Raw genomic sequence first — 26,045 nt, 5'->3', positions numbered from 1 at the left:
CGACTTAGACGCGCTCGCCCAATTCGACAGCGGAAATGACGTCGCCCACCAGGCCGGCTGCGAGAGTGTTTCCACCAGCGGGATCGATCAGCAGGAAGCTGCCGGTGTGGCGGTTGACGGCGTAGTCGTCAGCCACGATCGGCTCGGCCACCCGGATGGAGATCTTGCCGATCTCGTTGAGCTCGAGAGTGTCCGGGCCCTGATCCGTGGTGAGGTCCTGCTCGTTGAAGCGTTCCACCAAACTGCCCACGATGGCCTGCGTCGTTCGCGTGCCGTGCTTGAGCAGCAGACGTGCACCGGGGCGCAGCGACTTCTCGGCCAGCCAGCAGACAGTGGCGTCGAATTCGCCGATCGGCTCGGGTGCGTCGGACGGCGATGCGATGGTGTCGCCGCGAGAGACGTCGACGTCGTCGGCCAGGATCAGCGTGACGCTGCGTCCGGCGTGGGCGACGTCCAGTTCGCCGTCGGCCGTGTCGATACGTGTGACGGTGGTGCGCGTACCCGAGGGCAGGATCACCACTTCGTCGCCGGGCACGACGGAACCGGCAGCGACCTGACCGGCGTAGCCGCGGTAGTCGAGGAACTCTGCGGTGCGGGGGCGGATCACGTACTGCACCGGGAAGCGCAGACCGACGCGATGCGGCTCGGCGTCGACCGGGATCGACTCGAGGTGCTCGATCAGCGTGGGGCCGGTGTAGTACGGGGTCTTGTCGGAGCGGATGGCGACGTTGTCACCGTGCAGTGCCGACACCGGGATCTCGACGACGTCTTCGCTTGCCCAGCCCAGTGAGCTGGTGAGTTCGTTGAACTCGGCGGAGATCGAGGTGAAGACCTCTTCGGGGTTCTCGACGAGGTCGATCTTGTTCACGGCGAGAACGAGCTTCGGGACACCGAGCAACGCGAGAACCGCTGCGTGCCTGCGAGTCTGCGCGATGACGCCCTTGCGAGCATCGACCAGCAGGATCACGAGCTGAGCCGTCGAGGCACCGGAGACCGTGTTGCGGGTGTACTGCACGTGGCCCGGTGTATCGGCGAGCACGAAGGTGCGCTTGGGGGTCGCGAAGTAGCGGTACGCCACGTCGATGGTGATGCCCTGCTCACGCTCGGCGCGCAGTCCGTCCACCAGGAGCGAGAGGTCAGGGGTGTCGAGACCGCGGTCCACCGACGCACGGGTCACGGCGTCGATCTGGTCGGCGAGAACGGATTTCGTGTCGTACAACAGACGGCCCACGAGGGTGGACTTTCCGTCGTCGACGCTGCCGGCAGTTGCCAGTCTGAGCAGATCGCTCATCAGAAGTAGCCCTCTCGCTTGCGGTCTTCCATGGCCGCTTCGGAAACTCGGTCGTCGCCACGGGTCGCGCCGCGCTCGGTCAAACGTGATGCCGCAACCTCGGCCAGGATGGCCTCGTTGTCAGCGGCATCGGAGAGGACTGCGCCGGTGGTCGAACCGTCGCCGACGGTGCGGTAACGCACCGAAAGGGTCTGCAGCTCTTCGCCGTCAGCCGGTCCACCCCAGACGCCGGGCGTCATCCACATGCCGTCGCGCTGGTGCACCGGACGCTGGTGGGCGTAGTAGATGCTGGCGAGTTCGACGTTGTCGCGGGCGATGTAACGCCAGATGTCCAGCTCGGTGAAGTTGCTGAGCGGGAAGACGCGCACCTGCTCGCCGGGGGAGTGGCGACCGTTGTAGAGGTTCCACAGTTCCGGGCGCTGCTTCTTGGGGTCCCACTGACCGAAAGCGTTGCGCAGCGAGAAGATCCGCTCCTTGGCGCGGGCCCGCTCCTCGTCGCGGCGAGCGCCACCGAATACGGCGTCGAAGCGGTTCTCGGAGATCGCGTCCAGCAACGGCACGGTCTGCAGCGGGTTGCGGATACCGTCGGGGCGCTCGGTGAGGCGACCGTCCGCGATGTACTCCTCGACGCTGGCCACGTGCAGGCGCAGATTGTACTTGGCCACCACGTGGTCGCGGAAGTCGAGGACTTCCTGCAGGTTGTGGCCGGTGTCGACATGCAGCAGGGTGAACGGCAACGGCGCAGGCCAGAAGGCCTTGATCGCCAGGTGCAGCAGCACGGTGGAGTCCTTACCGCCCGAGAAGAGAATGACCGGGCGTTCGAATTCGCCGGCCACCTCTCGGAAGATGTGGATCGCTTCGGACTCGAGGGCGTCGAGAGTATCGAACTGTGTGCCGTCGAGCTGAGGCCGTGAAGGTGTCAAGTCAACTGTCATGATGCGTGCAACCCGCATTCTGTCTTGGAGGCACCGGCCCAACGACCGCTACGCGGATCGCTGCCGGGGGCTGGCTTGCTGGTGCAGGGTGCGCAGCCGATGGACGGATATCCCTCGTCGACAAGGGGATTGACGAGGATGGAATTGGTGTCGATGTAGTTCTGCATCTCCTCGTCCGACCAGGGAGCGATCGGGTTGATCTTCACGAGTCCGAAGGCTTCGTCGAAGGAGATCAGGGGAGCGTTGGCGCGGGTGGGCGCTTCGACGCGGCGGATGCCGGTCACCCACGCGCTGTACCCGGACAGTGTCTGCTTGAGCGGCGCGACTTTGCGTAGTGCGCAGCAGCGGTTGGGATCACGGGCGAACAGATCCTTGCCCTCGGCGACATCCTGCTCGGCGACGCTTGCCAGCGCACGAGCGTTGATGACGTTGACGCCGTACACCTGCTCGACCGCGTCACGCGTGCCGATGGTTTCGGGGAAGTGGTAGCCGGTGTCGAGGAAGAGTACGTCGACGCCCGGATGCACCTGTGCGGCAAGGTGAACCAACACCCCGTCCTGCATGTTCGACGCCACGATGTACGAGTCACCGAACGTGTCCTCGGTCCACTGCAACAGTTCCTGCGCGCCGGCTCCGTCGAGTTCTACTGCACCGCGTTCGGCGATGGACCGAAGCTCGTCGGCAGTTGCTCGCGAAATGTCCACTGTCATCGCAAATCTCCTTCGTCTGCGCGCACTGCCCATTCGGCGAACCGTTCACCTTCGTTGCGGTTCTTGACGAACTGACGTACGACGCGGTCGATGTAGTCACCCATCTCGACGCTGGTGACCTTGTGCTGGCGCAGCTTGCGTCCGAAGGCGCTGTCGAATCCGAGGCTGCCTCCCAGATGAACCTGGAAACCCTCGACTTGATTCCCCTCACCGTCGTCGACGAGTTGGCCCTTGAAGCCGATGTCGGCGATCTGCGAGCGAGCGCAGGAGTTGGGGCAACCGTTGATGTTGATGGTGATCGGCACGTCGAGCTGGCTGTTGATGTCGGCAAGACGCTGTTCGAGTTCGGGCACGAGCACCTGCGAACGCTTGCGGGTCTCGGCGAACGAGAGCTTGCAGAACTCGATGCCGGAGCAGGCCATCAGGTTCTTGCGCCAGTGCGACGGACGGGCGGGAAGACCCAGCGCGTCGAGATCGGCGATGAGCGGCTCGAGCGTCTCGTCGGCGACGTCGAGGATGATCAGCTTCTGGTACGGAGTGAAGCGGATCCGGTCGCTGCCGGCCTTCTCGGCGGCGTCGGCGACCTGAGCCAGGATGTCTCCCGAGACGCGGCCGGCGATCGGAGCGAAACCGACTGCGTTGTGGCCGTTGCGGGTCTTCTGGATACCGACGTGATCGATCGGGCGCTTGGGCTTCTCGGGCGCGGGGCCGTCGATGAGCGGACGCTTCAGGTACTCGGTCTCGAGAACCTCGCGGAACTTCTCGATACCCCAGTCCTTGACGAGGAACTTGAGCCTGGCCTTCGCGCGCAGACGGCGGTAGCCGTAGTCACGGAAGATCGAGACGACGCCCTCCCAGACATCGGGGACCTCGTCGAGCGGAATCCAGGCGCCGACGCGCTGCGCCAGCATCGGGTTGGTGGACAGTCCGCCGCCGACCCAGAGGTCGAGGCCCGGGCCGTGCTCGGGGTGGTTCACGCCGATGAAGGCGATGTCGTTGATCTCGTGAACAACATCCTGCTGACCGGAGATAGCGGTCTTGAACTTGCGCGGCAGGTTGGAGTACTTGGGGTCGCCGATGTAGCGGCGCACGATCTCGTCGATCGCCGGGGTGGGATCGAGGACCTCGTCGAGCGATTCGCCGGCCAGGGGAGAACCGAGGACGACGCGGGGGCAGTCACCGCACGCTTCGGTGGTCTTGAGTCCGACGGCTTCGAGGCGCTTCCAGATCTCCGGAACGTTCTCGACCTCGATCCAGTGGAACTGGACGTTTTCGCGGTCGGACAGGTCGGCGGTGTTCCGGCCGAATTCCTTCGAGATGCCGGCGATGGTGCGCAGCTGCTCGACGTTGAGAGCGCCGGCGTCGCAACGCACGCGCATCATGAAGTACTTGGCCTCGAGCAGGTCGATGTTCTCGTCGCCGGTGAAGGTGCCGTCGTAGCCTTCTTCGCGCTGGGTGTAGAGACCCCACCAGCGGAAGCGGCCGCGAAGGTCGCCCTTGTCGATGCTGTCGAAGCCCTGCTTGGAGTAGATGTTCTCGATGCGGGCCCGAACGTTGAGCGGGTTGTCGTCCTTCTTGGCCTGCTCGTTGGCGTTGAGAGGCTCGCGGTAACCGAGGGCCCACTGACCTTCGGCGCGACGCTTGGCGGGACGCGCAGCGCGTGCAGGCCGGGCTTCGGCAGCTGCCGAATCGGCGGGTGTGGCGGCGTCGGTGGTCGACGTCATCGATGAACTCCTGGATCTGGGCGGTTGATCGGCACGCGGCACGCACTATCGATGAACTGTGGCGGTGTCTGATCGGGACGCACCGGTCCGTGTCGGAAATCGAGGGGGCTGTCCTCGGTCTCGGAAAGCTCGCGGCCGGCAGGTGTGCTCACGAAAACGAACAGCTGGAGAAGCTGCGTCCCTGAAAAGGCATTTCTCTGCAGAGAGTGTTTCGGTGAAGCAGATGGAGATGAGCGGGAAAGGCTGGAAGATCAGTGAAAGATCAACAGCTACACAGGTGCAGACACGACGAGCTGCACACACGCTTGAAGTCGACATGGCGACGCGCCACAAGTCGCACTCCGAGTCCGGTCATGCGGACCATTGTGCCACGTCAACTCGATAATTCCGACTCGGGTGCGTATTTCCACGAAAAACGGGGGAAATATCGAGTTCAAGCCGTACGCCGACCTGCATCGCAGGCTGAATAGGTGTGCGTTCCGGATGCTGGGACACTGGAGGCGTGAATGCCACCAGCACGACTCCCACTCGACAGAGCGAGGCGACGCCCTTCGCCTTGCCCGCGCGATCGCTCGAGGGTGTCGGGAAACGGCCGTTCGGGATCTACATCCACGTCCCGTTCTGTGCCACCAGGTGTGGGTACTGCGATTTCAACACCTACACGGCCGGAGAGCTCGGAACTTCCGCCTCGCCGCAATCGTGGTTGGAAGGTCTGCGGCGCGAACTCGATCTCGCGGCCGAGATGACGGGCGCCCCGGCGGCGGAGACCGTGTTCGTGGGCGGTGGAACGCCGTCGCTGCTCGGTGGTGACGGATTGTCCGACGTGCTGTCGGCGGTGCGGAGCAGCTTCGGCCTGGCGTCCGGCGCCGAAGTGACCACGGAATCGAACCCCGAATCGACGTCGCCGGAGTTCTTCGGTGCTCTCCGCAGCGCTGGATTCACCCGGATTTCCCTCGGCATGCAGTCGGCCGCCCAGCACGTTCTGAAGATCCTCGACCGCACGCACACCCCCGGTCGCGCCGTCGCTGCCGCGAAAGAGGCTCGCGCAGCTGGTTTTTCGCACGTGAATCTCGATTTGATCTATGGAACCCCGGGGGAGCGCGATCAAGACCTGGACGCCTCACTCGATGCGGTCCTTTCCGCCGATGTCGATCACGTCTCGGCCTACGCGTTGATCGTCGAGGACGGCACCGCCATGGCTCGCAAGGTCAGGCGCGGCGAGCTGCCCGCCCCGGACGACGACGTGCTGGCCTCGCGGTACGAACGAATCGATTCACGCCTGTCCGAGGCAGGCTTGCGGTGGTACGAGGTCTCCAACTGGGCAAAGGCGGAAACCGCGGACTCCGGTGACACCCGGTGTCGTCACAACCTCGGCTACTGGGACGGCGGTGACTGGTGGGGTGCCGGTCCGGGCGCGCACAGCCACGTCGGCGGAGTGCGGTGGTGGAACGTCAAGCACCCGGCGCGGTACGCGGAACAGTTGGCGCTCGGCGAACTTCCCGTCGGCGGCAGCGAAGAACTGACCGCCGAGGACGAACACATGGAGCGAGTCATGCTGACCGCACGGTTGCGTACGGGACTTCCGTTGTCGGAACTGTCTGCATCCGAACGTCTTTCGGCCGAACAGGTGGTAGTCGACGGGTTGGCCGTGATCGAGAACGATCACGTGGTTCTCACCGACCGTGGTCGCCTGCTCGCCGATGCGGTGATTCGCACGATCCTGACCTGACACGCCACCATCCTTCGCCGCGTAATGTGGCCGTGGTGGCCATCATTCATCGTGCGCAGCTGAATCCGTCCAAGAACGACCTGCTCCGAGCGTGGGTGCCCAAGCAGCCGTGGCTCGGGTCGGTCGACTGTTCGACGCTCGAACGCGTCGACGCCTATCGTTTCGACGACCCGGACGGTGAGGTCGGAATCGAGACGCACCTGATGCGCTCTGCCGACGGTCGAATTCTTCAGGTCCCGCTCACTTATCGAGGTGCTCCGCTGGACGGGGCGGAGACCGCACTGATCGCAACCATGGATCATTCGGTACTCGGCGAACGGTGGGTGTACGACGCATGCTGTGATCCGGTCTACGTGAGCGCGGTGGCGACCGCGATTCTGACCGGTGGGGCCGGAGTCGAACTGGTCTTCGCGGACACCGCCGATCACATCCCCGTGACGGCTCACGTAGTAGGCAGCGGTACGGCCCGCGCTTCCGTACCGGCAGTCGAATCCGTGACCTGCTCGACAGTCGGCACCGACACGATCATCCGCGCGGGAAGCCTGGAACTGACTGTGGCGAGAGTGATCGACGCAGATCGAGTCTCGGACCCGGAGACGCTCACCGGAACCTGGCCGGGGCAAACGACACCTGCGTTGCTCGTGACTATCGCCTGAGCGTCAGCGGACTCCCTCGATGACACCGGGCATCGCGTCGAAGTCGAAGACACGCGCGTGCAGCACGACGCGGTTTCGCAGGGCCGAACGAACCGCTCGGTGCAGACCGTCCTCGAGGTAGAGAGTGCCGCGCCACTGCACTGCGTGCGGGAACAGATCGCCGTAGAAGGTCGAGTCCTCCGACAGCAGGCGATCGAGTTCGAGGACCTTCGTGGTGGTCACGATCTCGTCGAGTCGAACCTGACGTGGAGGGAACTTCGACCAGTCGCGTAGAGACAGTCCGTGATCGGGATACGGTTTGCCGTCCATCACGCCTTTGAAGATCATGTGCCGCCTTGTCCATGGTTGTGCGATCGACCTTTCGCCGATCTCACTCCACAGTAAGGGCAACAGCCGTCTCTGGCGCTCGGGCGATTAGACTGCCAGTGGAAACCGATGTGTAAATGTCGGTGTTCGTTCTTTTCAGGAAACGGAGGTGGCAACGATGTCGAGTACCGACGACAGGCGTTTCGAGGTCTTACGTGCAATCGTGGCCGATTACGTCTCCACCCAGGACCCGGTGGGATCCAAGGCACTGGTCGAGCGTCACAACCTCGGAGTGTCGAGCGCCACTGTGCGCAACGACATGGCATTCCTCGAGGCCGAGGGCTACATCGCCCAACCGCACACCAGTTCCGGCCGCGTCCCCACCGACAAGGGATACCGCGAATTCGTCGATCGCATCGCCGACGTCAAGCCCATGTCCGGGCCCGAGCGTCGAGCGATCCTCGAGTTCTTGGAGTCGGGTGTCGACCTCGACGACGTTCTGCGCCGCGGTGTGCGACTGCTCGCGCAACTGACCCGTCAGGTCGCGGTTGTCCAGTACCCGTCGCTGTCCGCGTCGTCGGTTCGCCACCTCGAGGTGGTCGCGTTGACGCCGGCGCGCCTGCTTCTCGTTCTCATCACCGATTCCGGCCGCGTCGATCAGCGAATCGTCGAACTCGGAGACGTCCTCGAAGACGAAGACCTTTCCCGGTTGCGCACGCTTCTCGGCGGAGCACTGGAAGGCAAGCGCCTGGCCGCCGCGTCGATTGCCGTGGCGGAACTGGCCGACGAGTCGCCGGCCGACCTTCGCGACGCCGTGATCCGCTCGGCAACGGTGCTGGTCGAGACCCTGGTCGAACATCCGGAAGATCGCCTCGTTCTGGGCGGAACCTCGAATCTCACGCGCAATGCCGCCGATTTCTCCGGTCTGGCCGGCTTCCCCGGTTCGCTGCGCGCAGTGCTCGAAGCACTGGAAGAGCAGGTAGTGGTCCTCAAACTGCTCGCTGCGACGCAGAACTCCGGCACGGTCACCGTTCAGATCGGTGAAGAGACGCAGGTCGAACAGATGCGCGGAACCTCCGTGATTTCGACTGGCTACGGCGCGGCCGGTACCGTTTTCGGTGGTGTCGGTGTGCTCGGACCCACTCGGATGGACTATCCGGGAACAATTGCATCGGTTGCCGCCGTTGCCAGATACATCGGCGAAGTTCTCTCCGAGCGATGACGGACGTCGACATTCGTCGGCATGCCTCCTCGCGAGGACTGAGGAAAACCTAGAAGTAAGAGAAGGACGAGAGACTCAACGTGGCACGGGATTACTACGGATTGCTCGGCGTCGACAAGAACGCGACAGACCAGGAGCTCAAGCGCGCTTACCGCAAGCTGGCACGCGAACTGCACCCGGACGTCAACCCTGACGAGGCGGCGCAGGCCAAGTTCAAGGAGATCTCGACGGCCTACGAGGTCCTGACCGACCCGGAGAAGCGTCGCATCGTCGATCTCGGCGGAGACCCGCTCGAGTCCGGTGGTGGCGGCGGTGGTGGCTTCGGCGGCGGATTCGGTGGCGGCGGCCTCGGCGACGTCTTCGAAGCATTCTTCGGCGGCGGTGGCGGCGCAGGTCGTGGGCCGCGCGGTCGCGTTCAGCCCGGAGCCGACTCGTTGCTTCGCACCAAGCTGACCCTCGCAGAATGTGCGACGGGAGTCAGCAAGCACGTGACCGTCGAGACGGCCATTCTGTGCGACAGCTGCACCGGAGCCGGAACCAACGGCGACTCCAAGCCCGTCCGCTGTGAGACCTGCAACGGTGCCGGCGAAGTTCAGTCCATCCAGCGCTCGTTCCTCGGTCAGGTCATGACCTCGCGTCCCTGCCCGACGTGCCGCGGTGCCGGTGAGACCATCCCGGATCCCTGCCACAAGTGTGGCGGCGACGGCCGAGTTCGGGCCAAGCGTGACATCACCGTGAAGGTTCCCGCGGGCGTCGCCGGTGGCATGCGCATCCGTTTGACCGCGCAGGGTGAAGTGGGCCCGGGCGGCGGACACCCCGGCGACCTCTACGTCGAGATCGTCGAGCAGCAGCACGACGTCTTCGTTCGAGACGGTGAAGACCTGCACTGCACGATCCGCGTTCCGATGGTCGACGCAGCGCTCGGTACGACTGTCACCGTCGACACCATCATCGACGGCCCCAAGGAAATCACCATCGAGCCAGGCACCCAGCCCGGACACGTTGCTGTTCTTCGCGGTCATGGCATGCCGAAACTGCGGTCGGGAGTGCGCGGCGACGTGCACGCTCACCTCGAGGTGGTCATCCCGAGCCGTCTCGATCACAAGCAGTCCAAGCTGCTCAAGGAATTCAAGCTGCTCCGCGATCGCGACGAGGCCGAGGTTGTCTCGACGGCCTCGCAGAACAGCGGTGGATTGTTCTCGCGTCTTCGCGAAGCATTCAGCGGCCGCTGACGGTGGCCGCAACGGTCTTCTTTCTCGACCCGGTTCCCGGCGTCGGTGAAATCGCAGTTCTGGACGGACAGGAGGGTCGCCACGCGGCCACTGTCCGCCGGATCGGCGTCGGTGAGCGATTGGTGTTGGCCGACGGCCGAGGCCGGGTGGCCGACGCCGAGGTGACGAGCGTCGGCAAGGACCGCCTGGAACTGTTGGTCAGTGACGTTCAGGTCCTCGAGCAGCCCAAGCCGTTGGTGACCCTCGTTCAGGCACTTCCCAAGGCCGAGCGTTCCGAGTTGGCCGTCGAACTGGCGACCGAGGCGGGGATCGACGCGGTGATCCCGTGGCAGTCCTTGCGTTGTGTCGCCAAGTGGGAGGGCCCCAAGCTCGCCAAGGGCGTCGCACGCTGGCGAAGTGCGGCAGTGTCTGCGGCAAAGCAGTCCAGACGCGCGTTCGTCCCGGAAATTGCGGAACTGCACAAGACGCCGGCGGTGATCGCGTTGGTTCGTGACGCCGTTGCCCGCGGCGCTGTGGTTGCGGTGCTTCACGAATCGGCGACGACGCCGTTGGCCGGTTTGCCGCTGGCGAGCGCGGACGAGGTATTTCTGGTTGTCGGTCCCGAAGGTGGGCTGGACGATTCGGAGATCAGCGCGTTGTCGGAGGCCGGGGCCACTCCGGTGCTTCTCGGCCCGACGGTCCTGCGCACGTCGACCGCCGGGGCTGTTGCTCTGGGCGCGATCGGAGTGCTGACCGATCGCTGGGGACCACGGCCACTGCACTGATCTTGTTGTGATCCCGAGCTGAATCGGATCCGGCGCTCAGCGAAGCGTCAGATTTGCGCACTATCGTAAGGACGTCGGGGGTCGCCTTCGGCGTGAGTTGGTTCGGGGATTTCAGGAGGCCAGATGTTGTCACGTGCGCATATGCGAATCGTTGGAGCGGTGTGTGCCGCGGCGGCGTTGATGCTCGTCGCGGGGTGCACGGTCTCCACCGGAGACAACACGGGTTCCTCCAGCAGCGCCGTCACCACTACACCGACCAGCGAGGCGCTCGTCACCGTCACCCCGGCGGACGGCGGAACTCCGGTGAGTCCACTCGACCCCATCGAGGTCCAGGTCGCGAAGGGAACACTGACGACCGTCGCGCTGACCAATCCCGAGGGTAAGGAAGTCGCCGGTATCACCACGCCGGACAAGACGTCCTGGAAACCGAGCGAACCACTCGGATACGGCAAGACCTACAAGTTGGTCGTCGACGTCGTCGACGCGAATGGTGTTGCCACGACCAAGAACACGACGCTGACCACCGTCGCGCCGAGTAACCAGACCCGGGCGTACATCAACACCACCGGTGGCGCCTCGATATCGGACGGTGGCACGTACGGTGTCGGCACCGTCGTCGCCGTTCATTTCGACGAGTTGATCGGTGACAAGGCCGCGGCCGAGAAGTCTCTGCTGGTCACAACCAATCCGCCCGTACAGGGATCGTGGTACTGGGTCGACGGTCAGAACGTTCATTGGCGACCGCAGAACTACTACGCACCAGGCACGACGGTCTCGGTGAACGCGAACATCTACGGCAAGCAGCTCGGCAACGGCCTGTACGGCCAGCAGGACGACACCGTGTCCTTCAAGATCGGCGACTCCCACGTCTCGGTCGCCGACGACAACACCAAGATGGTGACCGTCTACGAAAACGGTCAGGTGATCAAGGAAATGCCGACCTCGATGGGAATGGGCGGCACCGAGACGATCGGCGGCACGACGCTCTCGTTCTGGACCCAGCCCGGCACGTACACCGTGATGGACAAGGCAAATCCCGTCATCATGGATTCGTCGACCTACGGTCTGCCGATCAACTCGCGCCTCGGCTACAAGGAATCCATCAACTGGGCCACCCGCATCAGCACGGACGGTATCTATCTTCACGAGTTGGAGAGCACCGTCTGGGCGCAGGGAAACACCGACACCTCGCACGGTTGCCTCAATCTCAGTGCGGCCAATGCCAAATGGTTCTTCGATTTCTCGCAGCCGGGAGATGTCGTCGAGATCAAGAACACCGGCGGCGCTCCGCTGGAGGTGTGGCAGAACGGCGACTGGACCCTTTCCTGGGCAGACTGGGCCGCAGGCAGCGCCCTCGCCTGAGATAGATTTCCTCGGTGCCTCGATTCAAGATTCCGTACGGCCGACACGAGCAGCAGTTCGGGCATCTCTACGTTCCCGACGGAGTCGTTGACGGCCCGATCCCGGTCGTCATGCAGATCCACGGCGGCTTCTGGAGCGGGCAGTACGGATTGACTCTGGGCACCGCATTTGCCGTCGAACTCGCGCGGCACGGCGTCGCGGTGTGGAACATCGAATACCGCCGTCTCGGGGCGGGCGGTCGTTGGTCGGAGATGTCCGCCGACGTGAAAGCCGCGTACGACGAAATCCCCGGACTGGTTGCCGGGAAGTCCTCGGCCGAATTGGATCTGAATCAGATTCGCTTGCTCGGGCATTCGGCCGGAGGACATCTTGCAGTGTGGCTGGCGGGGGAGAAGGACACGTTCACCCGGCCTGAACGGGTCATCGCACAGGCGGCCGCACTCGATCTGGCGTCGGCAGGCGAGCGTGGACGACGGATCAGCTTCATCGAGGATCTGTTCGGCGTTCCGTTCGACGCGGACCCGGATCTGTATCGCAGTGCGTCGCCGCAGCATCGATTGCCGATCGGCATCCCCGTTGTGTGCGTCACGGGTGCGGAGGACCTGCAGGTGCCGGCCAAGGTGAGCTCCCGGTACGCGAAAGCCGCGGAAGCGGCTGGTGATCCCGTGGCACTGCGTGTGATCGAGGGCGAAGGACACGACGCATTTCTCTCACCCTCGACCGAGTCGTGGCGGGTCTCCCGCGAGTTGGTTCTCGCCGAAGACCCGCTGGCTCCGAGCACGTCAGACTGACGCGGGGTCCACTTCCACAGGGGCCTTCTTGCCCGGCAGGATGAACGCCACGACAACTGCCCCCACGAACAGTGCAAGACCGCCCGCCCAACTGGCCGCCGAAATCGCGTCGGCGTAGGCACTGCCTGCGGCGTCGAGCAACGGCCCTGCCTGAGCTGCAGCCAACGGGTTGCCTGCCATCTCTTCGGCGACCAACGAAGCGCCGCCGACGGATTCGCCCGACACCTCCATCGCGTACGCGGCCTGTTGTGCAAGTTCGCCCGTCAACTGCGGAACCTGCATTCCATCGATGAATCCGGCAATCGAATCCTTGTAGCTCGCAGCGAGGATCGAGCCGAGGATCGCGATACCCAGCGAGCCGCCGAGTTCGATGGCGGTGTCGTTGAGGCCACCCGCAGCACCGAGATCGTCCTCGGAGAAGTTGTCCATGATGGCGTCGGTGGCCGGCGGTTCGCTGAGACCGATGCCCAGGCCGAGCAGGATCAGTGGGACTGCGAACATCCAGTAGCCCGAATCGCCGTCGACCTGCGTGAGAATCAGAACGCCGATCGCGGCGACCACCATGCCGCCGACGATGGATGCCCGGACGCCGATCAGCGGAGTGATCCGCCCACTGACAACGGCGCCGATCGAAACGGCAATTGCCAAGGGCAGCAGACGAACACCGGTTTCGAGTGCGCCGTAGCCGAGGATGAACTGGAACTGCTGTGAGATGAAGTAGATGGCGCCGAAGGCGGCCAGGAACAGCAGAAGTACGGCGAGCGTCGCGCCGCCGACCATTCGCTGGCCGAGTTTACGGACGTCGAGTAGTGGCTGCGGGTGACGCAGTTCCCAGACGACGAACGAGACGAGGCCGATCGCAGCGAGTACGGCGGCACCGATTGGTCCGCCGGTCCACCCGAAGTGGAATCCGTTGATGATCGAGTACACGAGCGAGCCGATGGTGACCACCGAGAGTGCGCCGCCGATCCAGTCGATCCGGCCCAGGTGCTCGGCCTTGCTCGGCGGCACCAGAATTACGGCGGCGACGGCAGCGACTGCGGCGATCGGGACGTTGATCAGGAAAGTGATGCTCCAGGAATGACTGTCGAGAATCCATCCGGCCAACAGCGGACCGAGTGCAATCGCGAGACCCGATGTCGCCGCCCACGCCGCGATGGCGCGTGATCGCTCCGCTTTGGGAAAGGTAGCGACCAGAAGCGAAAGCGTCGCGGGCATGATGATCGCGGCGCCGACGCCCATGATCATTCGTGCCGCGATGACGGCGTTGGTGGTGTCCGCGATGCTGCCGAAGACGGCGCCGCCGGCGAACACGGCGAGTCCGGCGAGAAGTGCGCCGCGGCGACTGTACTTGTCACCGATCACGCCGAACAGCAGCATCAATGCGGCGTAGGGAACGGTGTAGCCGTCGATGACCCATTGAAGTTGCGTGCTGGTGAGGCCGAGGTCTCTGGTCATGTCCGGCGCCGCGACGATCAGCGCGGTATTCGCCATCACGACGATCAGCAGACTCAGGCACAACACCCCGAGCGCGGCCCACCGCCGTGAGTACGGCTGGTCCATCTCCGAGACAGGTTTGCTCATGAGTGTCGTCATGACGCGACTCCGTTCCTGATGATCGAAGACACTCCTCGATCTATTTGCACACTGATGTGTAAATTAATAACTTGCACACCGATGTGCAACTATGATTGACCTAGATCACAGTTGGGCAGTCGAAAGAGGTGGAACGCGCATTGACGCATTCGGGCACAGTCGTTTCGGGAACTGCCGAATCGGGCGGACGGCAGCGTCGTAGTCAGGCCGCGGCAAATCGCAATCGCATCATCGAGGCGGCGATCACGGCGTTCGCTGCTGATCCGGATGCGAGCATGGACGATGTCGCAAAGGCCGCCGGTGTGGTCAGGCGAACCTTGTACGCGCATTTCGACAGCCGAGAGGCGCTGATCAACGGCATCGTGGACGAGGCGTCGACCGATCTCGTAGCTGCGCTGAGCCAAGCCGGCGAGCCGCCCGAGCGCCCGGATCTGGCGACTGCCGTACTGGCATTGCTGTCATGGCCGGTCGGTGATCGCTTCCGGATGCTGCTCAGCTTTGCTCGCAAAGAGTTGGGGGAGCAGCGGATTCTCGATCTGATGGAGCCCGCGCGTGCCGTGAGTATCAGCGTCGTCGAGCGCGGTCAGCGTGACGGAACCTTCTCGAAATACCTGCCGGCGGAGACTCTGGTAGCGATGACCGAGGCGATCACGATCACTTTGTTCGATCAGGCCAACAGTGGGCTGATCACGGACTCGGGCGAATCCTTTGCCGCCGTGTGCCTGGTCATCGCGGGTATCAGTCCGGACAGAAGCTCCGAGATCGTCGCCGAAGCGTCGGAATGGATCCGCGAATCGCTGCCGTCCGGTCGCCGCGAGGATTAGGCCGGGACGATTAACAAGTGGGCCGTGTCCGACTCTGGCGCTAGACTTCGAAGTATCGAGGCTCACGAGTCGAGTGGGCTGATCGGACCAGAAAGCAGGCCATATTCACCACGTGAGTGAACACAGTGAACTCGACGGGAACCGTGTAACCACCATCACCGAGCGCGCTCTGCCCGCAGAGCGCACCGTCCGTTCGAGTATGGATCTGGCGCCGGAGACCGTGCGTCAAATCCTGGGGGCGACGGACGAGAATCTCACCGCGATCGAACGTGAGCTTCGTGCCGACATTCATGTACGTGGCGGAACCATCTCCTTGTCGGGGACGGCTGCAGACGTGGCGCTGGCAGAACGTGTGTTCAGTGAATTGGCGTCGCTGGCCGGTCGGGGGCAGCCCATTGCCCCGGACGCTGTTCGACGAACCATCGGCATGCTCACCAACGAGGTCGGCGAGTCTCCGGCCGAGGTGCTCTCCCTCGACATTCTTTCGCGTCGGGGCAAGACGATTCGGCCGAAGACCCTCAACCAGAAACGCTACGTCGACGCCATCGACGAGAACACCATCGTGTTCGGAGTCGGCCCGGCCGGTACCGGCAAGACCTACCTCGCCATGGCCAAGGCCGTTCAGGCGTTGCAGGCCAAGCAGGTCTCTCGGATCATCTTGACCAGGCCGGCAGTCGAGGCCGGGGAGCGACTGGGCTTTCTGCCTGGCACGCTGCACGAGAAGATCGATCCGTATCTCCGCCCGCTGCACGACGCATTGCACGACATGATGGATCCCGAGGCGATTCCGAAGTTGATGCAGGCCGGAGTCATCGAGGTCGCTCCGCTCGCCTACATGCGTGGCCGGACGCTCAACGACGCCTTCATCATCTTGGACGAAGCGCAGAACACCACGGCCGAGCAGATGAAGATGTTCCTGACCCGCCTCGGGTTCGGTTCAAAAATCGTGGTCACCGGAGACGTGACCCAGGTCGATCTGCCGGGCGGGGCCCGTTCGGGTCTGCGCGCGGCATCCGAAATCCTCACCGGGATCGACGATATTCATTTCGCCACTCTCGACAGCAGCGACGTCGTACGTCATCGGCTGGTCTCTCACATCGTCGACGCTTACGAGCGTCACGAATCGGATCGGTCCGGCGAGTTGGCGGTCGGAAACCGGGCGCAGCGCCGCGCTGCACATGCTCATTCACCGCGACGGTAGGCTGAGCGACGCATCAACCCCTACTTTTCCCAGGAAAGAGCGTCGCACATGAGCATCGAGGTCTCGAACGAATCGGGCATGGACATCTCCGAACCGGAGTTGATCAGCGTTGCCCGTTTCGTGATCGCTCGGATGGATGTCCATCCGGCGGCCGAGCTGTCGATGGTTCTCGTCGACTCCGCGACGATGGCGGATCTGCACGTTCGCTGGATGGACCTGCCGGGTCCGACCGACGTCATGTCGTTCCCGATGGACGAACTCGAGCCGGGTGGCCGTCCCGATTCCCCCGAGCCGGGGCCGTCGATGCTCGGCGACATCGTGCTGTGTCCGTCTTTTGCCGCGGATCAGGCTGACAAGGCCGGGCATTCACTGGCTCACGAACTTGCCCTCCTGACCGTCCACGGTGTGTTGCACCTTCTCGGCTACGACCATGCGGAGCCGGAAGAGGAGAAGGAGATGTTCGGCTTGCAGAACAGCCTCCTCGAAGAGTGGTACGAAGACCTTCGCCGTATCGACCGCGAAGCAGCACTGGCCGAACGCGACCAGAAGCTGCTCGGTAAGACCGGTTTCGTCGACGGAGTGGACCGATAACAGTTATCCGGGGGTTCTGTAGTGAGTAGCGCCATAGCGCTCTTTGTTCTGGCGATTGCTCTTGTCCCGGTCGGTGGTGTGTTCGCGGCCGTCGACTCGGCGCTCAACACCATTTCGTCGGCGCGGATCGACGAGATGGCAAAGGAAGAGCGAGCCGGCGCCGCGCGAGTGCAACGCATCCTGACCGATCGTCCGCGATACGTGAATCTGATGGTCCTGCTTCGCATTTTGTGCGAGATCACGGCCACCGTCGTACTCGTGGGCGGCCTGATCGACGTCCTCTCGCTGGGCTGGGCACTGACCGTCACCGCGGTGATCATGGTTCTCGTCTCGTACGTGGTCATCGGCGTCGGACCGAGAACGCTTGGGCGCCAACATGCGTACTCCATCGCGATGGCCGCGTCGCTGCCACTGCTGTGGATCGGGGTTCTGCTCGGGCCGATCAGTCGCGTCCTGATCCTCGTGGGTAACGCATTGACCCCGGGTAAGGGCTTCCGCAACGGCCCGTTCGCGTCGGAAATCGAGTTGCGTGAACTCGTGGACATGGCGCAGGAACGTGGCGTCGTGGCCGACGAAGAACGCCGAATGATCCAGTCCGTCTTCGAGCTCGGAGACACGTCGGCACGCGAGGTGATGGTGCCGCGCACCGACATGGTGTGGATCGAGAACGACAAGAATGCCGGGCAGGCAACGTCGTTGGCCGTCCGCAGTGGTCACTCGCGCCTGCCGGTCATCGGGGAGAACGTCGACGACGTGCTCGGTGTCGTCTACCTCAAGGATCTGGTCAAGCAGACCTACCACCTGCCCGACGGCGGCCGGAACGTCAACGTCTGCGACGTCATGCGGCCCGCCGTCTTCGTTCCCGACTCGAAGCCGCTCGACAGCTTGCTGGCCGAGATGCAGCGCGACCGCAACCACATGGCGATACTCGTCGACGAGTACGGCGGAATCGCCGGGCTCGTCACGATCGAGGACGTCATCGAAGAGATCGTCGGTGAGATCGCCGACGAGTACGACGAGGACGAGACGCCGCCCATCGAGGATCTCGGAGACGGAATGTTCCGCGTATCCGCGAGACTTCCCATCGAAGACCTCGGTGAATTGTTCGATCTCGAACTCGAACTCGACGAGGTGGAGACCGTCGGCGGGCTGATCGGATACGTACTCGGCCGAGTGCCACTTCCCGGTTCCGAAGTGGAGTACGACGGTTTGATCCTGCGCGGCGAGGGAACCAATACGGGCCGAGGCCGGGTACGCATCAGCACGGTGTTCGTGCAGCGCATCCCGCCGTCCGAAGACGAAGAGACAGAAGACACCGATGACTGAGCGAGAGTTCAGCGAGGAGCAGTTATGAGCAAGAACGAATTCCGGTCAGGCTTCGTGTGTTTCGTGGGTCGACCCAATACGGGCAAGTCCACGCTGACCAACGCGTTGGTCGGCAGCAAGATCGCGATCACGTCCTCGCGCCCGCAGACGACGCGCCACACGATTCGCGGCATCGTTCACCGCGAGCATGCGCAGCTGATCCTGGTCGACACCCCTGGACTGCACAAGCCCCGCACTTTGCTCGGGCAGCGCCTCAATGACCTGGTTCGCGACACGTACTCCGAGGTCGACGTCATCTGCCTGTGCATCCCGGCCGACGAGGCCATCGGGCCCGGAGACCGCTGGATCGTGCAGCAGGTCCGTCAGATGGCGCCCAAGACCAAGCTTGTCGGCATCGTGACCAAGATCGACAAGGTCAGCCGCGACGCCGTCGGAAAGCAGTTGCTCGCGCTGTCCACCCTGCTCGGCCCCGAATCCGAGGTCGTTCCGGTGTCCGCGAAGTCGGGTGAACAGGTCGAGATCCTGGTCGACGTCCTCGCCGGTCTGATGGACGAGGGCCCGGCCTTCTACCCGGACGGCGAATTGACGGACGAGCCCGAAGAGGTGCTCATGGCCGAACTGATCCGTGAGGCTGCGCTCGAGGGGCTCGGCGAAGAATTGCCGCACTCTCTGGCTGTGGTGATCGAGGAGGTCATCCCGCGTGAGGGTCGCACCGAGAAGCAGGGCGAGATGCTCGACGTGCATGCGTTGCTCTACGTCGAGCGGCCCAGTCAGAAGGGCATCGTCATCGGTAAGGGCGGGGCGCGTCTGCGGGAAGTCGGTACCAGTGCGCGCCTGCAGATCGAGAAGCTGCTCGGTGTGCGGATCTTCCTGGAGCTGCACGTCAAGGTCGCCAAGGACTGGCAGCGCGACCCGAAGCAGCTCGGCCGGCTGGGCTTCTAGGGCCGGAGGACCCTGAGGATCGCCGCGCCGATGTCCTGCTCGTCGACGCCGGTGGCCAGGCGTCGGAGTTGGAGCCCGGTGATGACGGCGACGAGCGTCGATGCAATCGACTCCGGATCAGGTACACCGAGTGCCGTCAGAATCGTGACGGTCAAATCGTCGTAGGCGGCGAAGCATTCGACGGCGACTTCGTGGAGTTCGTGGTCGCGCCCGGCGGCGATGTACATCTCGAACGGCGCGATCCGCTCGGCCGAGAACGAAAGATCTCGCGTCACCTTTTCGGCTATTGCCGCGGCGTCCTCGACGCTCAGACCTTTGTCGCGGTACTCCTCGGCCAAGGCGCGCAGGCGCGTCGTCTCGTCGGTCACGAAACGAGACAGAGCAGCGCGGAGCATGTCCGACTGGCTGGCGAAGTGATACGTGATCGATCCGAGTGAGACGCCGGCCTGCGCGGCGATGCGCCGGTTGCTCACACCCGGGATGCCGTCGGTACCGACGACGTGCAGAACGGCGTCGAGTATTCGCTCGCGGACGTCCCGGTTACTCATCGGGTCACCACCACGGCTCGGGTCGGATCTGATCCCAACGCAGGACCGATTCCAATTGTGAAGCGAGGGAGACCAACAGAGGTTCGGTGTTCTCGTTGCCCATCAACTGCGCACCGATGGGAAGGCCGGTGTTGCTGAATCCGGCCGGCACGTTGACCGAGGGCCAGCCGAGGACGTTCCACGGCCACGCGTAGGGGCAGGCGCCGGTCATGACCTTGTCGGTGTCCCAGCCACCGATGCCGTCGATCGCGGTCGCCATGATCGGTGGAGTTGCCGTCGTGGGTGCCAGGACGACGTCGTAGGTGTCGAAGATCGCTCCGATCCGCTTTCGCATCCGCGGCTCGGCCGCGCGGGCCGCGCGCAGAGGTGCGCCGCGAAGTAGCTTGCCGTTCTGGGCATTTCCGCGTGTTCTGGCATCGACCAGTTTCGGGTCGGGAACGCGTCCGAGCCAGTCGTGGACCCCGACGAGTGAGCGGGGCAGAAAGTTCAGGCCGAAGATCAGGCCGTATGCGGGATCGTCGACGACGACGTGGTGTCCGAGCTCCCGCAGCGTGTCGGCGATCGAATGCACGGCCAGGCGCACTTCCGGGTCCAGCTTCACGGGAGTGGCGGTGAACGGATTGCGAAGGGAAAGCGCGATTTTCAGTTTTCCGGGGTCGCGTCCCACCGCGTCGCTGACGGTGACCGGTGTCGGCTTGTGGAGGTCGCCGTCATGGTTGCCGGCAGCGACGTCGAGCAGCAGTGCCGCGTCGGCGACGGTGCGAGCGAGCGGGCCGTTGACCGTCAGGCCGTAGAACGCCTCGGCGTCGGGCCAGGTGGAGATGCGCCCGCGCTGCGGTTTGATTCCGACGAGGTTGGTCCAGGCCGCAGGGATTCGGATGGAACCGGCACCGTCGGAACCGATTCCGGCGCTGACCAATCCGGCGGCGACGGCCGCGGCGGTGCCGCCCGACGATCCGCCTGGAGTGTGGTGGCGCGACCACGGATTGCGCGTGTAACCGAAGGCTGAACCGCTCGTAAGGGGCCACTGACCCAATTCCGGGCTGTTGGTTTTGCCCACGATCACTGCGCCGGCGTCGCGGAGGCGTCGAACCATCTCCGAGTCCTCGGTCTTGGCCGGGAAATCGCCAGGGCAACCGAAGGCCGTGGGTTCGCCGGTGATGTCGACGTCGTCCTTCACTGCGATCGGCACACCGAGCAGCGGCAGACGCTCGCCGCGTGCGAGACGTCTGTCGGCCTCGGCAGCTTCCTCGAGTGCCTTCTCTCGCCGCACGATCTTGAACGCATTGAGGTGAGGCTGAGTGGCCTCGATCCGGCTCAGCGTTGCCTCCGTGGCCGCGACGGACGAGGTGGCGCCCGAGGCCAGACTCGCAACCTGGTCGACAAGACCGGGGGCGAGATCGTGGTCGGTTCGAGAAGTCATCAGGTTCCCTTCGCAAAACTGTTCGTTCGAACGAACAGTAACTTGTTTCAGTATTAGTGAACTTCGGTTTCGCGTCAAGATCGCGTCAAGACGCCAGGTCAGTGCGTAAGCGGATCGTCAGAGACGCGGAATCGGCCTTTCCGGAGGTCGAAGCTGAGAGAGCGCATCCGGTCGAGGGCGACCGCGCGTCATGGCTGCGATGCACAGCAGCACGGCAAAAGATTTCGAAGAGGGAAGCTCATGGCCGATCTGGCCTACGTTGCTCTGATTCTCGGCGGTTTTCTCGTGTGCGCGCTGGTACTGCGCGCCCTACAGGCGAGCGCTCCCAAATGACGGTTGCCGGTGTGGTCAGCGTGGTTCTGATCGCCGTCGCCGCGGCATTGGTCATTTACCTGCTCGTTGCACTCGTAGATCCTGAGAGGTTCTGATGTCGCCCGCTCTTGCAGCCGGCCTGCAGATCGCTTTTGTCCTCGTCGTTCTGGCAATCGCCTACGTCCCGGTGGGCGACTACATGGCGCGTGTTTACTCGTCGACGCGAGATCTTCGGGTCGAGAGTGTGATCTACCGCGTCGGTCGGATCGACTCCAGGGCCGAGCAGACGTGGTACGGCTACGCCGCAAGCGTTCTCGGATTCTCGCTGGCCAGCGCATTGTTCCTGTACTTCCTGCAACGGATTCAGGGAGTACTGCCGCTCAGTGACGGTCTGTCCGGGGTCAGTCCCGCCGTAGCGTTCAACACCGCGATTTCGTTTGTGGCGAACACCAACTGGCAGTCGTACACGCCGGAAACGACGATGAGCAACTTCGTTCAGCCCGTCGGTCTGGCGGTGCAGAACTTCGTCTCGGCAGCGGTCGGCATGGCGGTGGCCATCGCATTGGTTCGCGGCTTCATTCGGGTGGCCAGGGGCGGCGAGATCGGCAACTTCTGGGTCGATCTGACGCGTGGTTCTCTGCGCATCCTCCTCCCGTTCTCCTTCGTGATCGCCCTGATCCTGTTGAGCCAGGGTGTGATCCAGTCGTTCCACAGCGGTTTCGCCTCCACCGGCCTCGACGGCAATGCGGTGACCAATGCACTGGCCCCCGTCGCGTCCCAGGAAGCGATCAAGGAACTCGGCACCAACGGTGGCGGGATCTTGGCTGCCAACTCGGCGCACCCGTTCGAGAACCCCACCCCGTTGAGCAATGTCGTCGAGATCCTGGCGATCCTGTTGATTCCGGTCTGCCTCACCCGAACGTTCGGAACTCTCGTCGGGGATCGTAGGCAAGGCCTCACCTTGCTGGCAGTGATGGGAATCCTGTGGAGCGGGCTGCTCGCAGTCACGCTCGCTGCCGAATCCGGCGCACGCGGTGTTGCCGCCACAGCAGCTGGTTCGATGATGGAGGGCAAGGAAGTTCGCTTCGGAATCCCCGGATCGGCGTTGTTCGCGGTGGCGACCACGGGAACGTCGACGGGCGCGGTGAACTCGGCCCACGACAGCATGTCACCCCTCGGCGGCGGCGCGGTCCTGCTCAACATGTTGCTCGGCGAAATTGCGCCAGGTGGAGTCGGAACCGGCCTCTACGGGATTCTTGTGCTGGCATTGATCGCAGTGTTCGTCGGCGGACTGCTGGTCGGTCGCACGCCCGAATATCTCGGCAAGAAGTTGGGTCGACGCGAGATCACCCTTGCGGCGCTGTCGATTCTGGTCATGCCCGCGCTGGTCTTGATCGGTACCGCCATCACCGTCATCCTCGGTTCGACCACCGGTTATCAAGGCAATGGGGGAGATCCGGGCACGCCGGGATCGATCCACGGGTTCAGTGAGGTGCTTTACGCCTTCGCCTCCGCCTCCAACAACAACGGCAGCGCCTTCGGCGGTCTGACGGTCACCAGCGACTGGTTCCAGTCGTCTCTCGGAATCTGCATGCTTCTCGGCCGATTCCTGCCGATCATCTTCGTTCTCGCTTTGGCCGGTGCTCTTGCCTCGCAGAAGAAGGTGGCGCCGACGGCCGGCACCCTCCCGACGTCCGGACCGATGTTCACCGGTTTGTTGACCGGCACCGTCGTTCTTGTTGCTGCACTTACATTCTTCCCGGCCCTCGCGCTGGGCCCGCTAGCGGAGGCTCTTCAATGACCGTGCGTATCAGTGAGAAACCCGTGGTAGCGCAAGACGCCGCCGACAAGGCTGATCCAGGGCAGTCCCGTCAAGTACACGCAGGCGTTTTCAACCCGCGGCAGATGATCACCGCGTTGCCGGGGGCCGTGCGCAAACTCGACCCACGCCACCTCGCCCGCAACCCGGTCATGTTCGTGGTGTTGGTCGGTTCCGTCATCACCACTGTCATGGCGATCGCCGATCCCTCGGTGTTCTCCTGGGTGATCACCCTGTGGCTCTGGTTCACGGTGATCTTCGCGAACCTCGCCGAATCCGTGGCCGAAGGGCGCGGCAAGGCGCAGGCGGCGAGCCTGCGAAAGGTGAAGCAGGACACCACAGCACATCGGATCACGATGAGCGGTGCGATCGAATCGGTTTCCGGCACCGAACTGGTGGTCGGCGATCGGGTGATAGTGGTTGCCGGCGAGGTCATCCCCGGCGACGGCGACGTGGTCGAAGGTATTGCCTCCGTAGACGAATCGGCGATCACCGGTGAATCCGCGCCGGTGGTCCGTGAATCCGGTGGTGACCGGTGCGCCGTCACCGGTGGTACGACGGTTCTCTCGGACCGCATCGTCGTGGAAATCACCGCAGCACCGGGCAGTTCGTTCGTGGACCGGATGATCGCGCTCGTCGAGGGTGCTTCACGTCAGAAGACACCCAACGAGATTGCGCTCAACATCCTGCTCGCGTCGTTGACCGTCATCTTCCTCCTCGCCGTCGTAGCCATCGGCCCGATGGGCTTGTACGCGGGGCACGAGCAGGATCCGATCAAGCTGATCGCACTTCTCGTCTGCCTGATCCCGACGACCATCGGAGCGCTGCTCTCGGCGATCGGTATCGCGGGCATGGACCGCCTCGTCCAGCGCAACGTTCTCGCGATGTCGGGACGCGCGGTGGAAGCTGCGGGCGACATCGACACCCTGTTGATGGACAAGACCGGAACCATCACTTTCGGTAACCGCCGGGCCACCGCACTCCATCCGGCGCCCGGTGTATCCGCCGACGATCTTGCTGCGGCAGCTCGCTTGTCGAGCCTTGCCGACGGAACTCCCGAGGGACGGAGCATCGTCGAGCTGTGCGCAGCGGATTTCGGTCTCGCTGCCGAGCCGACGTTGGACGAAGAACGCGCCGAGTTCGTTCCGTTCACGGCACAAACCCGGATGAGCGGACTCGACCACTCCGGACGCCAAATCCGAAAGGGTGCAGCGGATGCGGTGATGAACTGGGTCGTCAGTGGTGGTGGACACGCGGAGACCGCGGTGACCGACACCGTGGGCGACATCGCCCAAGCCGGCGGAACGCCGCTGGTAGTTGCCGTCAAGCAAGGTGAGAGTACCTCGATCCTCGGCGTGATCGCGTTGTCCGACGTCGTCAAGCCGGGAATGGCTGACAGGTTCGCCGAACTCCGGGCGATGGGTATTCGCACGATCATGATCACCGGCGACAATCCGTTGACCGCGAAGGCGATTGCCGACGAGGCGGGCGTCGACGACTTCATGGCGGAGGCCACCCCGGAAGACAAACTGGCCCTGATCCGGAAGGAACAGGAAGGCGGACGTCTCGTCGCGATGACAGGTGACGGGACCAATGATGCTCCCGCCCTTGCCCAGGCGGATGTCGGGGTCGCGATGAACACGGGAACCTCGGCAGCCAAAGAGGCCGGGAACATGGTCGATCTCGATTCCGATCCCACCAAGCTGATCGAGGTGGTGGAAATCGGCAAGCAATTGCTGATCACCCGCGGCGCGTTGACCACATTCTCGTTGGCGAACGACCTGGCGAAGTATTTCGCAATCCTGCCGGCCTTGTTCAGCGGCATCTACCCGCAGCTGGACGCGTTGAACATCATGCGTCTCGCCACCCCCGAATCGGCGATCGTCTCGGCCGTGATCTTCAACGCCTTGGTGATCATCGGTTTGATTCCGTTGGCACTCAAGGGTGTTCGATACCGACCGTCGACGGCATCGCAGTTGCTCGGACGTAACCTGCTCGTCTACGGTCTCGGCGGTGTGATCACACCGTTCGTCGGTATCTGGTTGATCGATCTCGTCGTACGTTTGATTCCTGGAATTGGGTGACCTGACATGCGTTTCACTATCGGTTTTGCCAAACAGGTGTGGGCGGGTTTGCTCGTATTGCTCGCGCTCACCGTCGTTCTCGGTGTGGTCTATCCCGCCGCGGTGTGGGGTGTCAGCCGGATCAGCTCCGGATCTGCCGAAGGCTCACCGGTCACCGATGCCGCCGGTTGCGTGGTCGGCAGTGCCTGGGTGGGTGTCGATCCGCAGGTCGCCGAAGGGCAGCAGGACCCGTTCTTCCACAATCGTGTTGTCGGATCCGTTTCGGACGAGGATCCGTTTGCCACCGGTGATCCCGCTGCGGCACTGCCGTCCAACCAGGGGCCGAGCAGCGAGATTCTGGCCGGATTCGTCATCGAGCGCCGGGCAGCCATCGCGGCACGTGAAGGTGTCGACCCTGCATCGGTTCCCGTCGACGCAGTCACCGGTTCGGGCTCGGGTATCGATCCCCACATCAGTCCGGCGTACGCCGAACTGCAGGTCGCGAGGGTGGCGGCGAACAACGGCATCTCGGAAGACCAGGTGCGGGACTTGGTGGCCGAGCACACCGACGGTCGGCAACTCGGATTTCTCGGAGCCGAGCGAGTCAACGTACTGGAATTGAACCTGGCACTCGGATTGACGGCACCTACGTGTGCTGCACCGACGACTGGTGGATGA

General features: G+C 63.8%; 24 protein-coding genes. 16 read left to right on the top strand and 8 right to left on the bottom strand.

Annotation, left to right across the window (positions count from 1 at the left end):
* Positions 1 to 4: 4 nt before the first annotated feature.
* Genes AC1Q6C_RS25245 through AC1Q6C_RS25230 form a run of 4 tightly spaced genes read right to left on the bottom strand, consistent with a single transcriptional unit; the run spans position 5 to position 4,660 of the window.
* Positions 5 to 1,291: a sulfate adenylyltransferase subunit 1 gene (locus AC1Q6C_RS25245; protein ID WP_020969973.1), complete on the bottom strand. Its 1,287-nt coding sequence runs from the start codon at positions 1,289 to 1,291 to the stop codon at positions 5 to 7.
* On the bottom strand, positions 1,291 to 2,226 hold the full coding sequence (cysD, locus tag AC1Q6C_RS25240) for a sulfate adenylyltransferase subunit CysD (RefSeq protein ID WP_492666870.1): 936 nt from the start codon (positions 2,224 to 2,226) through the stop codon (positions 1,291 to 1,293). The genes AC1Q6C_RS25245 and cysD overlap by 1 nt, the downstream gene beginning before the upstream one ends.
* On the bottom strand, positions 2,223 to 2,936 hold the full coding sequence (locus tag AC1Q6C_RS25235) for a phosphoadenylyl-sulfate reductase (protein WP_003944488.1): 714 nt from the start codon (positions 2,934 to 2,936) through the stop codon (positions 2,223 to 2,225). The genes cysD and AC1Q6C_RS25235 overlap by 4 nt, the downstream gene beginning before the upstream one ends.
* Positions 2,933 to 4,660, bottom strand: a complete 1,728-nt coding sequence (locus tag AC1Q6C_RS25230; protein ID WP_063316224.1) for a nitrite/sulfite reductase — start codon at positions 4,658 to 4,660, stop codon at positions 2,933 to 2,935. Before AC1Q6C_RS25230 ends, AC1Q6C_RS25235 begins: the two co-directional genes overlap by 4 nt.
* 502 nt (positions 4,661 to 5,162) lie before the next feature.
* Between AC1Q6C_RS25230 and hemW the strand changes: the two genes are divergently transcribed.
* Together hemW and AC1Q6C_RS25220 are read left to right on the top strand one after the other, a co-directional pair.
* Positions 5,163 to 6,389, top strand: coding sequence for a radical SAM family heme chaperone HemW (gene hemW, locus AC1Q6C_RS25225; RefSeq protein WP_042450186.1), 1,227 nt, complete (start codon positions 5,163 to 5,165; stop codon positions 6,387 to 6,389).
* 35 nt (positions 6,390 to 6,424) lie between these two features.
* A complete protein-coding gene (locus tag AC1Q6C_RS25220; RefSeq protein WP_230358819.1) occupies positions 6,425 to 7,045 on the top strand; it encodes a CG0192-related protein in 621 nt (206 codons plus the stop codon).
* A 3-nt stretch (positions 7,046 to 7,048) separates the two neighbouring features.
* On the opposite strand, the gene AC1Q6C_RS25215 is transcribed toward AC1Q6C_RS25220, so the two are convergent.
* Positions 7,049 to 7,372 (bottom strand): type II toxin-antitoxin system VapB family antitoxin, encoded by a 324-nt coding sequence (locus AC1Q6C_RS25215; protein ID WP_003944521.1) that lies wholly within the window; start codon positions 7,370 to 7,372, stop codon positions 7,049 to 7,051.
* A gap of 157 nt (positions 7,373 to 7,529) precedes the next feature.
* Between AC1Q6C_RS25215 and hrcA the strand changes: the two genes are divergently transcribed.
* The 5 genes from hrcA to AC1Q6C_RS25190 all read left to right on the top strand — a co-directional run bounded on the left by hrcA (position 7,530) and on the right by AC1Q6C_RS25190 (position 12,722).
* On the top strand, positions 7,530 to 8,573 hold the full coding sequence (gene hrcA, locus AC1Q6C_RS25210; RefSeq protein WP_003944583.1) for a heat-inducible transcriptional repressor HrcA: 1,044 nt from the start codon (positions 7,530 to 7,532) through the stop codon (positions 8,571 to 8,573).
* An 80-nt stretch (positions 8,574 to 8,653) separates the two neighbouring features.
* A complete protein-coding gene (dnaJ, locus tag AC1Q6C_RS25205) occupies positions 8,654 to 9,805 on the top strand; it encodes a molecular chaperone DnaJ (RefSeq protein ID WP_003944460.1) in 1,152 nt (383 codons plus the stop codon).
* Between the two features lie 2 nt (positions 9,806 to 9,807).
* The gene (locus tag AC1Q6C_RS25200) at positions 9,808 to 10,569 is read left to right on the top strand and encodes a 16S rRNA (uracil(1498)-N(3))-methyltransferase (RefSeq protein ID WP_003944495.1); all 762 of its coding nucleotides are present in this window, start codon (positions 9,808 to 9,810) and stop codon (positions 10,567 to 10,569) included.
* A gap of 123 nt (positions 10,570 to 10,692) precedes the next feature.
* Positions 10,693 to 11,931: a L,D-transpeptidase gene (locus tag AC1Q6C_RS25195; protein ID WP_054187678.1), complete on the top strand. Its 1,239-nt coding sequence runs from the start codon at positions 10,693 to 10,695 to the stop codon at positions 11,929 to 11,931.
* 14 nt (positions 11,932 to 11,945) lie between these two features.
* Complete coding sequence (locus AC1Q6C_RS25190; protein ID WP_230358818.1) at positions 11,946 to 12,722, top strand: alpha/beta hydrolase family protein; 777 nt, start codon at positions 11,946 to 11,948, stop codon at positions 12,720 to 12,722.
* Here AC1Q6C_RS25190 and AC1Q6C_RS25185 read toward each other — a convergent pair.
* Entirely contained in the window at positions 12,714 to 14,318 is a 1,605-nt protein-coding gene (locus AC1Q6C_RS25185; protein ID WP_054187677.1) for an MFS transporter, read from the bottom strand. The genes AC1Q6C_RS25190 and AC1Q6C_RS25185 overlap by 9 nt on opposite strands.
* Positions 14,319 to 14,446: 128 nt before the next feature.
* On the opposite strand from AC1Q6C_RS25185, the gene AC1Q6C_RS25180 reads away from it, so the two are divergent.
* From AC1Q6C_RS25180 to era, 5 genes are all read left to right on the top strand, one after another.
* Entirely contained in the window at positions 14,447 to 15,142 is a 696-nt protein-coding gene (locus AC1Q6C_RS25180; RefSeq protein ID WP_492666869.1) for a TetR/AcrR family transcriptional regulator, read from the top strand.
* Between the two features lie 112 nt (positions 15,143 to 15,254).
* Positions 15,255 to 16,343 carry a PhoH family protein gene (locus AC1Q6C_RS25175; RefSeq protein ID WP_003944580.1) on the top strand — a complete coding sequence of 363 codons (1,089 nt, stop codon included), beginning with the start codon at positions 15,255 to 15,257 and terminating at the stop codon, positions 16,341 to 16,343.
* Between the two features lie 48 nt (positions 16,344 to 16,391).
* Complete coding sequence (ybeY, locus tag AC1Q6C_RS25170) at positions 16,392 to 16,934, top strand: rRNA maturation RNase YbeY (RefSeq protein WP_003944525.1); 543 nt, start codon at positions 16,392 to 16,394, stop codon at positions 16,932 to 16,934.
* 21 nt (positions 16,935 to 16,955) lie between these two features.
* Positions 16,956 to 18,260 carry a hemolysin family protein gene (locus AC1Q6C_RS25165; protein ID WP_003944509.1) on the top strand — a complete coding sequence of 435 codons (1,305 nt, stop codon included), beginning with the start codon at positions 16,956 to 16,958 and terminating at the stop codon, positions 18,258 to 18,260.
* Between the two features lie 24 nt (positions 18,261 to 18,284).
* Positions 18,285 to 19,202 (top strand): GTPase Era, encoded by a 918-nt coding sequence (gene era / locus AC1Q6C_RS25160; protein WP_003944451.1) that lies wholly within the window; start codon positions 18,285 to 18,287, stop codon positions 19,200 to 19,202.
* Here the strand turns inward: era and AC1Q6C_RS25155 are convergent.
* Positions 19,199 to 19,750 (bottom strand): TetR/AcrR family transcriptional regulator, encoded by a 552-nt coding sequence (locus AC1Q6C_RS25155; RefSeq protein ID WP_030536607.1) that lies wholly within the window; start codon positions 19,748 to 19,750, stop codon positions 19,199 to 19,201. The genes era and AC1Q6C_RS25155 overlap by 4 nt on opposite strands.
* A 4-nt stretch (positions 19,751 to 19,754) precedes the next feature.
* Positions 19,755 to 21,173, bottom strand: coding sequence for an amidase (locus tag AC1Q6C_RS25150; protein WP_230358816.1), 1,419 nt, complete (start codon positions 21,171 to 21,173; stop codon positions 19,755 to 19,757).
* A 329-nt stretch (positions 21,174 to 21,502) separates the two neighbouring features.
* Between AC1Q6C_RS25150 and kdpF the strand changes: the two genes are divergently transcribed.
* From kdpF to AC1Q6C_RS25130, 4 genes are read left to right on the top strand one after another with little or no spacing between them, the layout of a single operon-like run.
* A complete protein-coding gene (gene kdpF, locus AC1Q6C_RS25145; protein WP_007731078.1) occupies positions 21,503 to 21,601 on the top strand; it encodes a K(+)-transporting ATPase subunit F in 99 nt (32 codons plus the stop codon).
* Complete coding sequence (gene kdpA, locus AC1Q6C_RS25140) at positions 21,601 to 23,286, top strand: potassium-transporting ATPase subunit KdpA (protein ID WP_003944472.1); 1,686 nt, start codon at positions 21,601 to 21,603, stop codon at positions 23,284 to 23,286. Before kdpF ends, kdpA begins: the two co-directional genes overlap by 1 nt.
* Positions 23,283 to 25,388: a potassium-transporting ATPase subunit KdpB gene (gene kdpB, locus AC1Q6C_RS25135; RefSeq protein WP_261254196.1), complete on the top strand. Its 2,106-nt coding sequence runs from the start codon at positions 23,283 to 23,285 to the stop codon at positions 25,386 to 25,388. Before kdpA ends, kdpB begins: the two co-directional genes overlap by 4 nt.
* Positions 25,389 to 25,394: 6 nt before the next feature.
* The gene (locus AC1Q6C_RS25130) at positions 25,395 to 26,045 is read left to right on the top strand and encodes a potassium-transporting ATPase subunit C (RefSeq protein ID WP_007731080.1); all 651 of its coding nucleotides are present in this window, start codon (positions 25,395 to 25,397) and stop codon (positions 26,043 to 26,045) included.

Source organism: Rhodococcus sp. MT28, from assembly GCF_058792695.1.
Note: the sequence above shows the minus strand (reverse complement) of the source record. Positions and strands in the feature narration are given on the sequence as shown.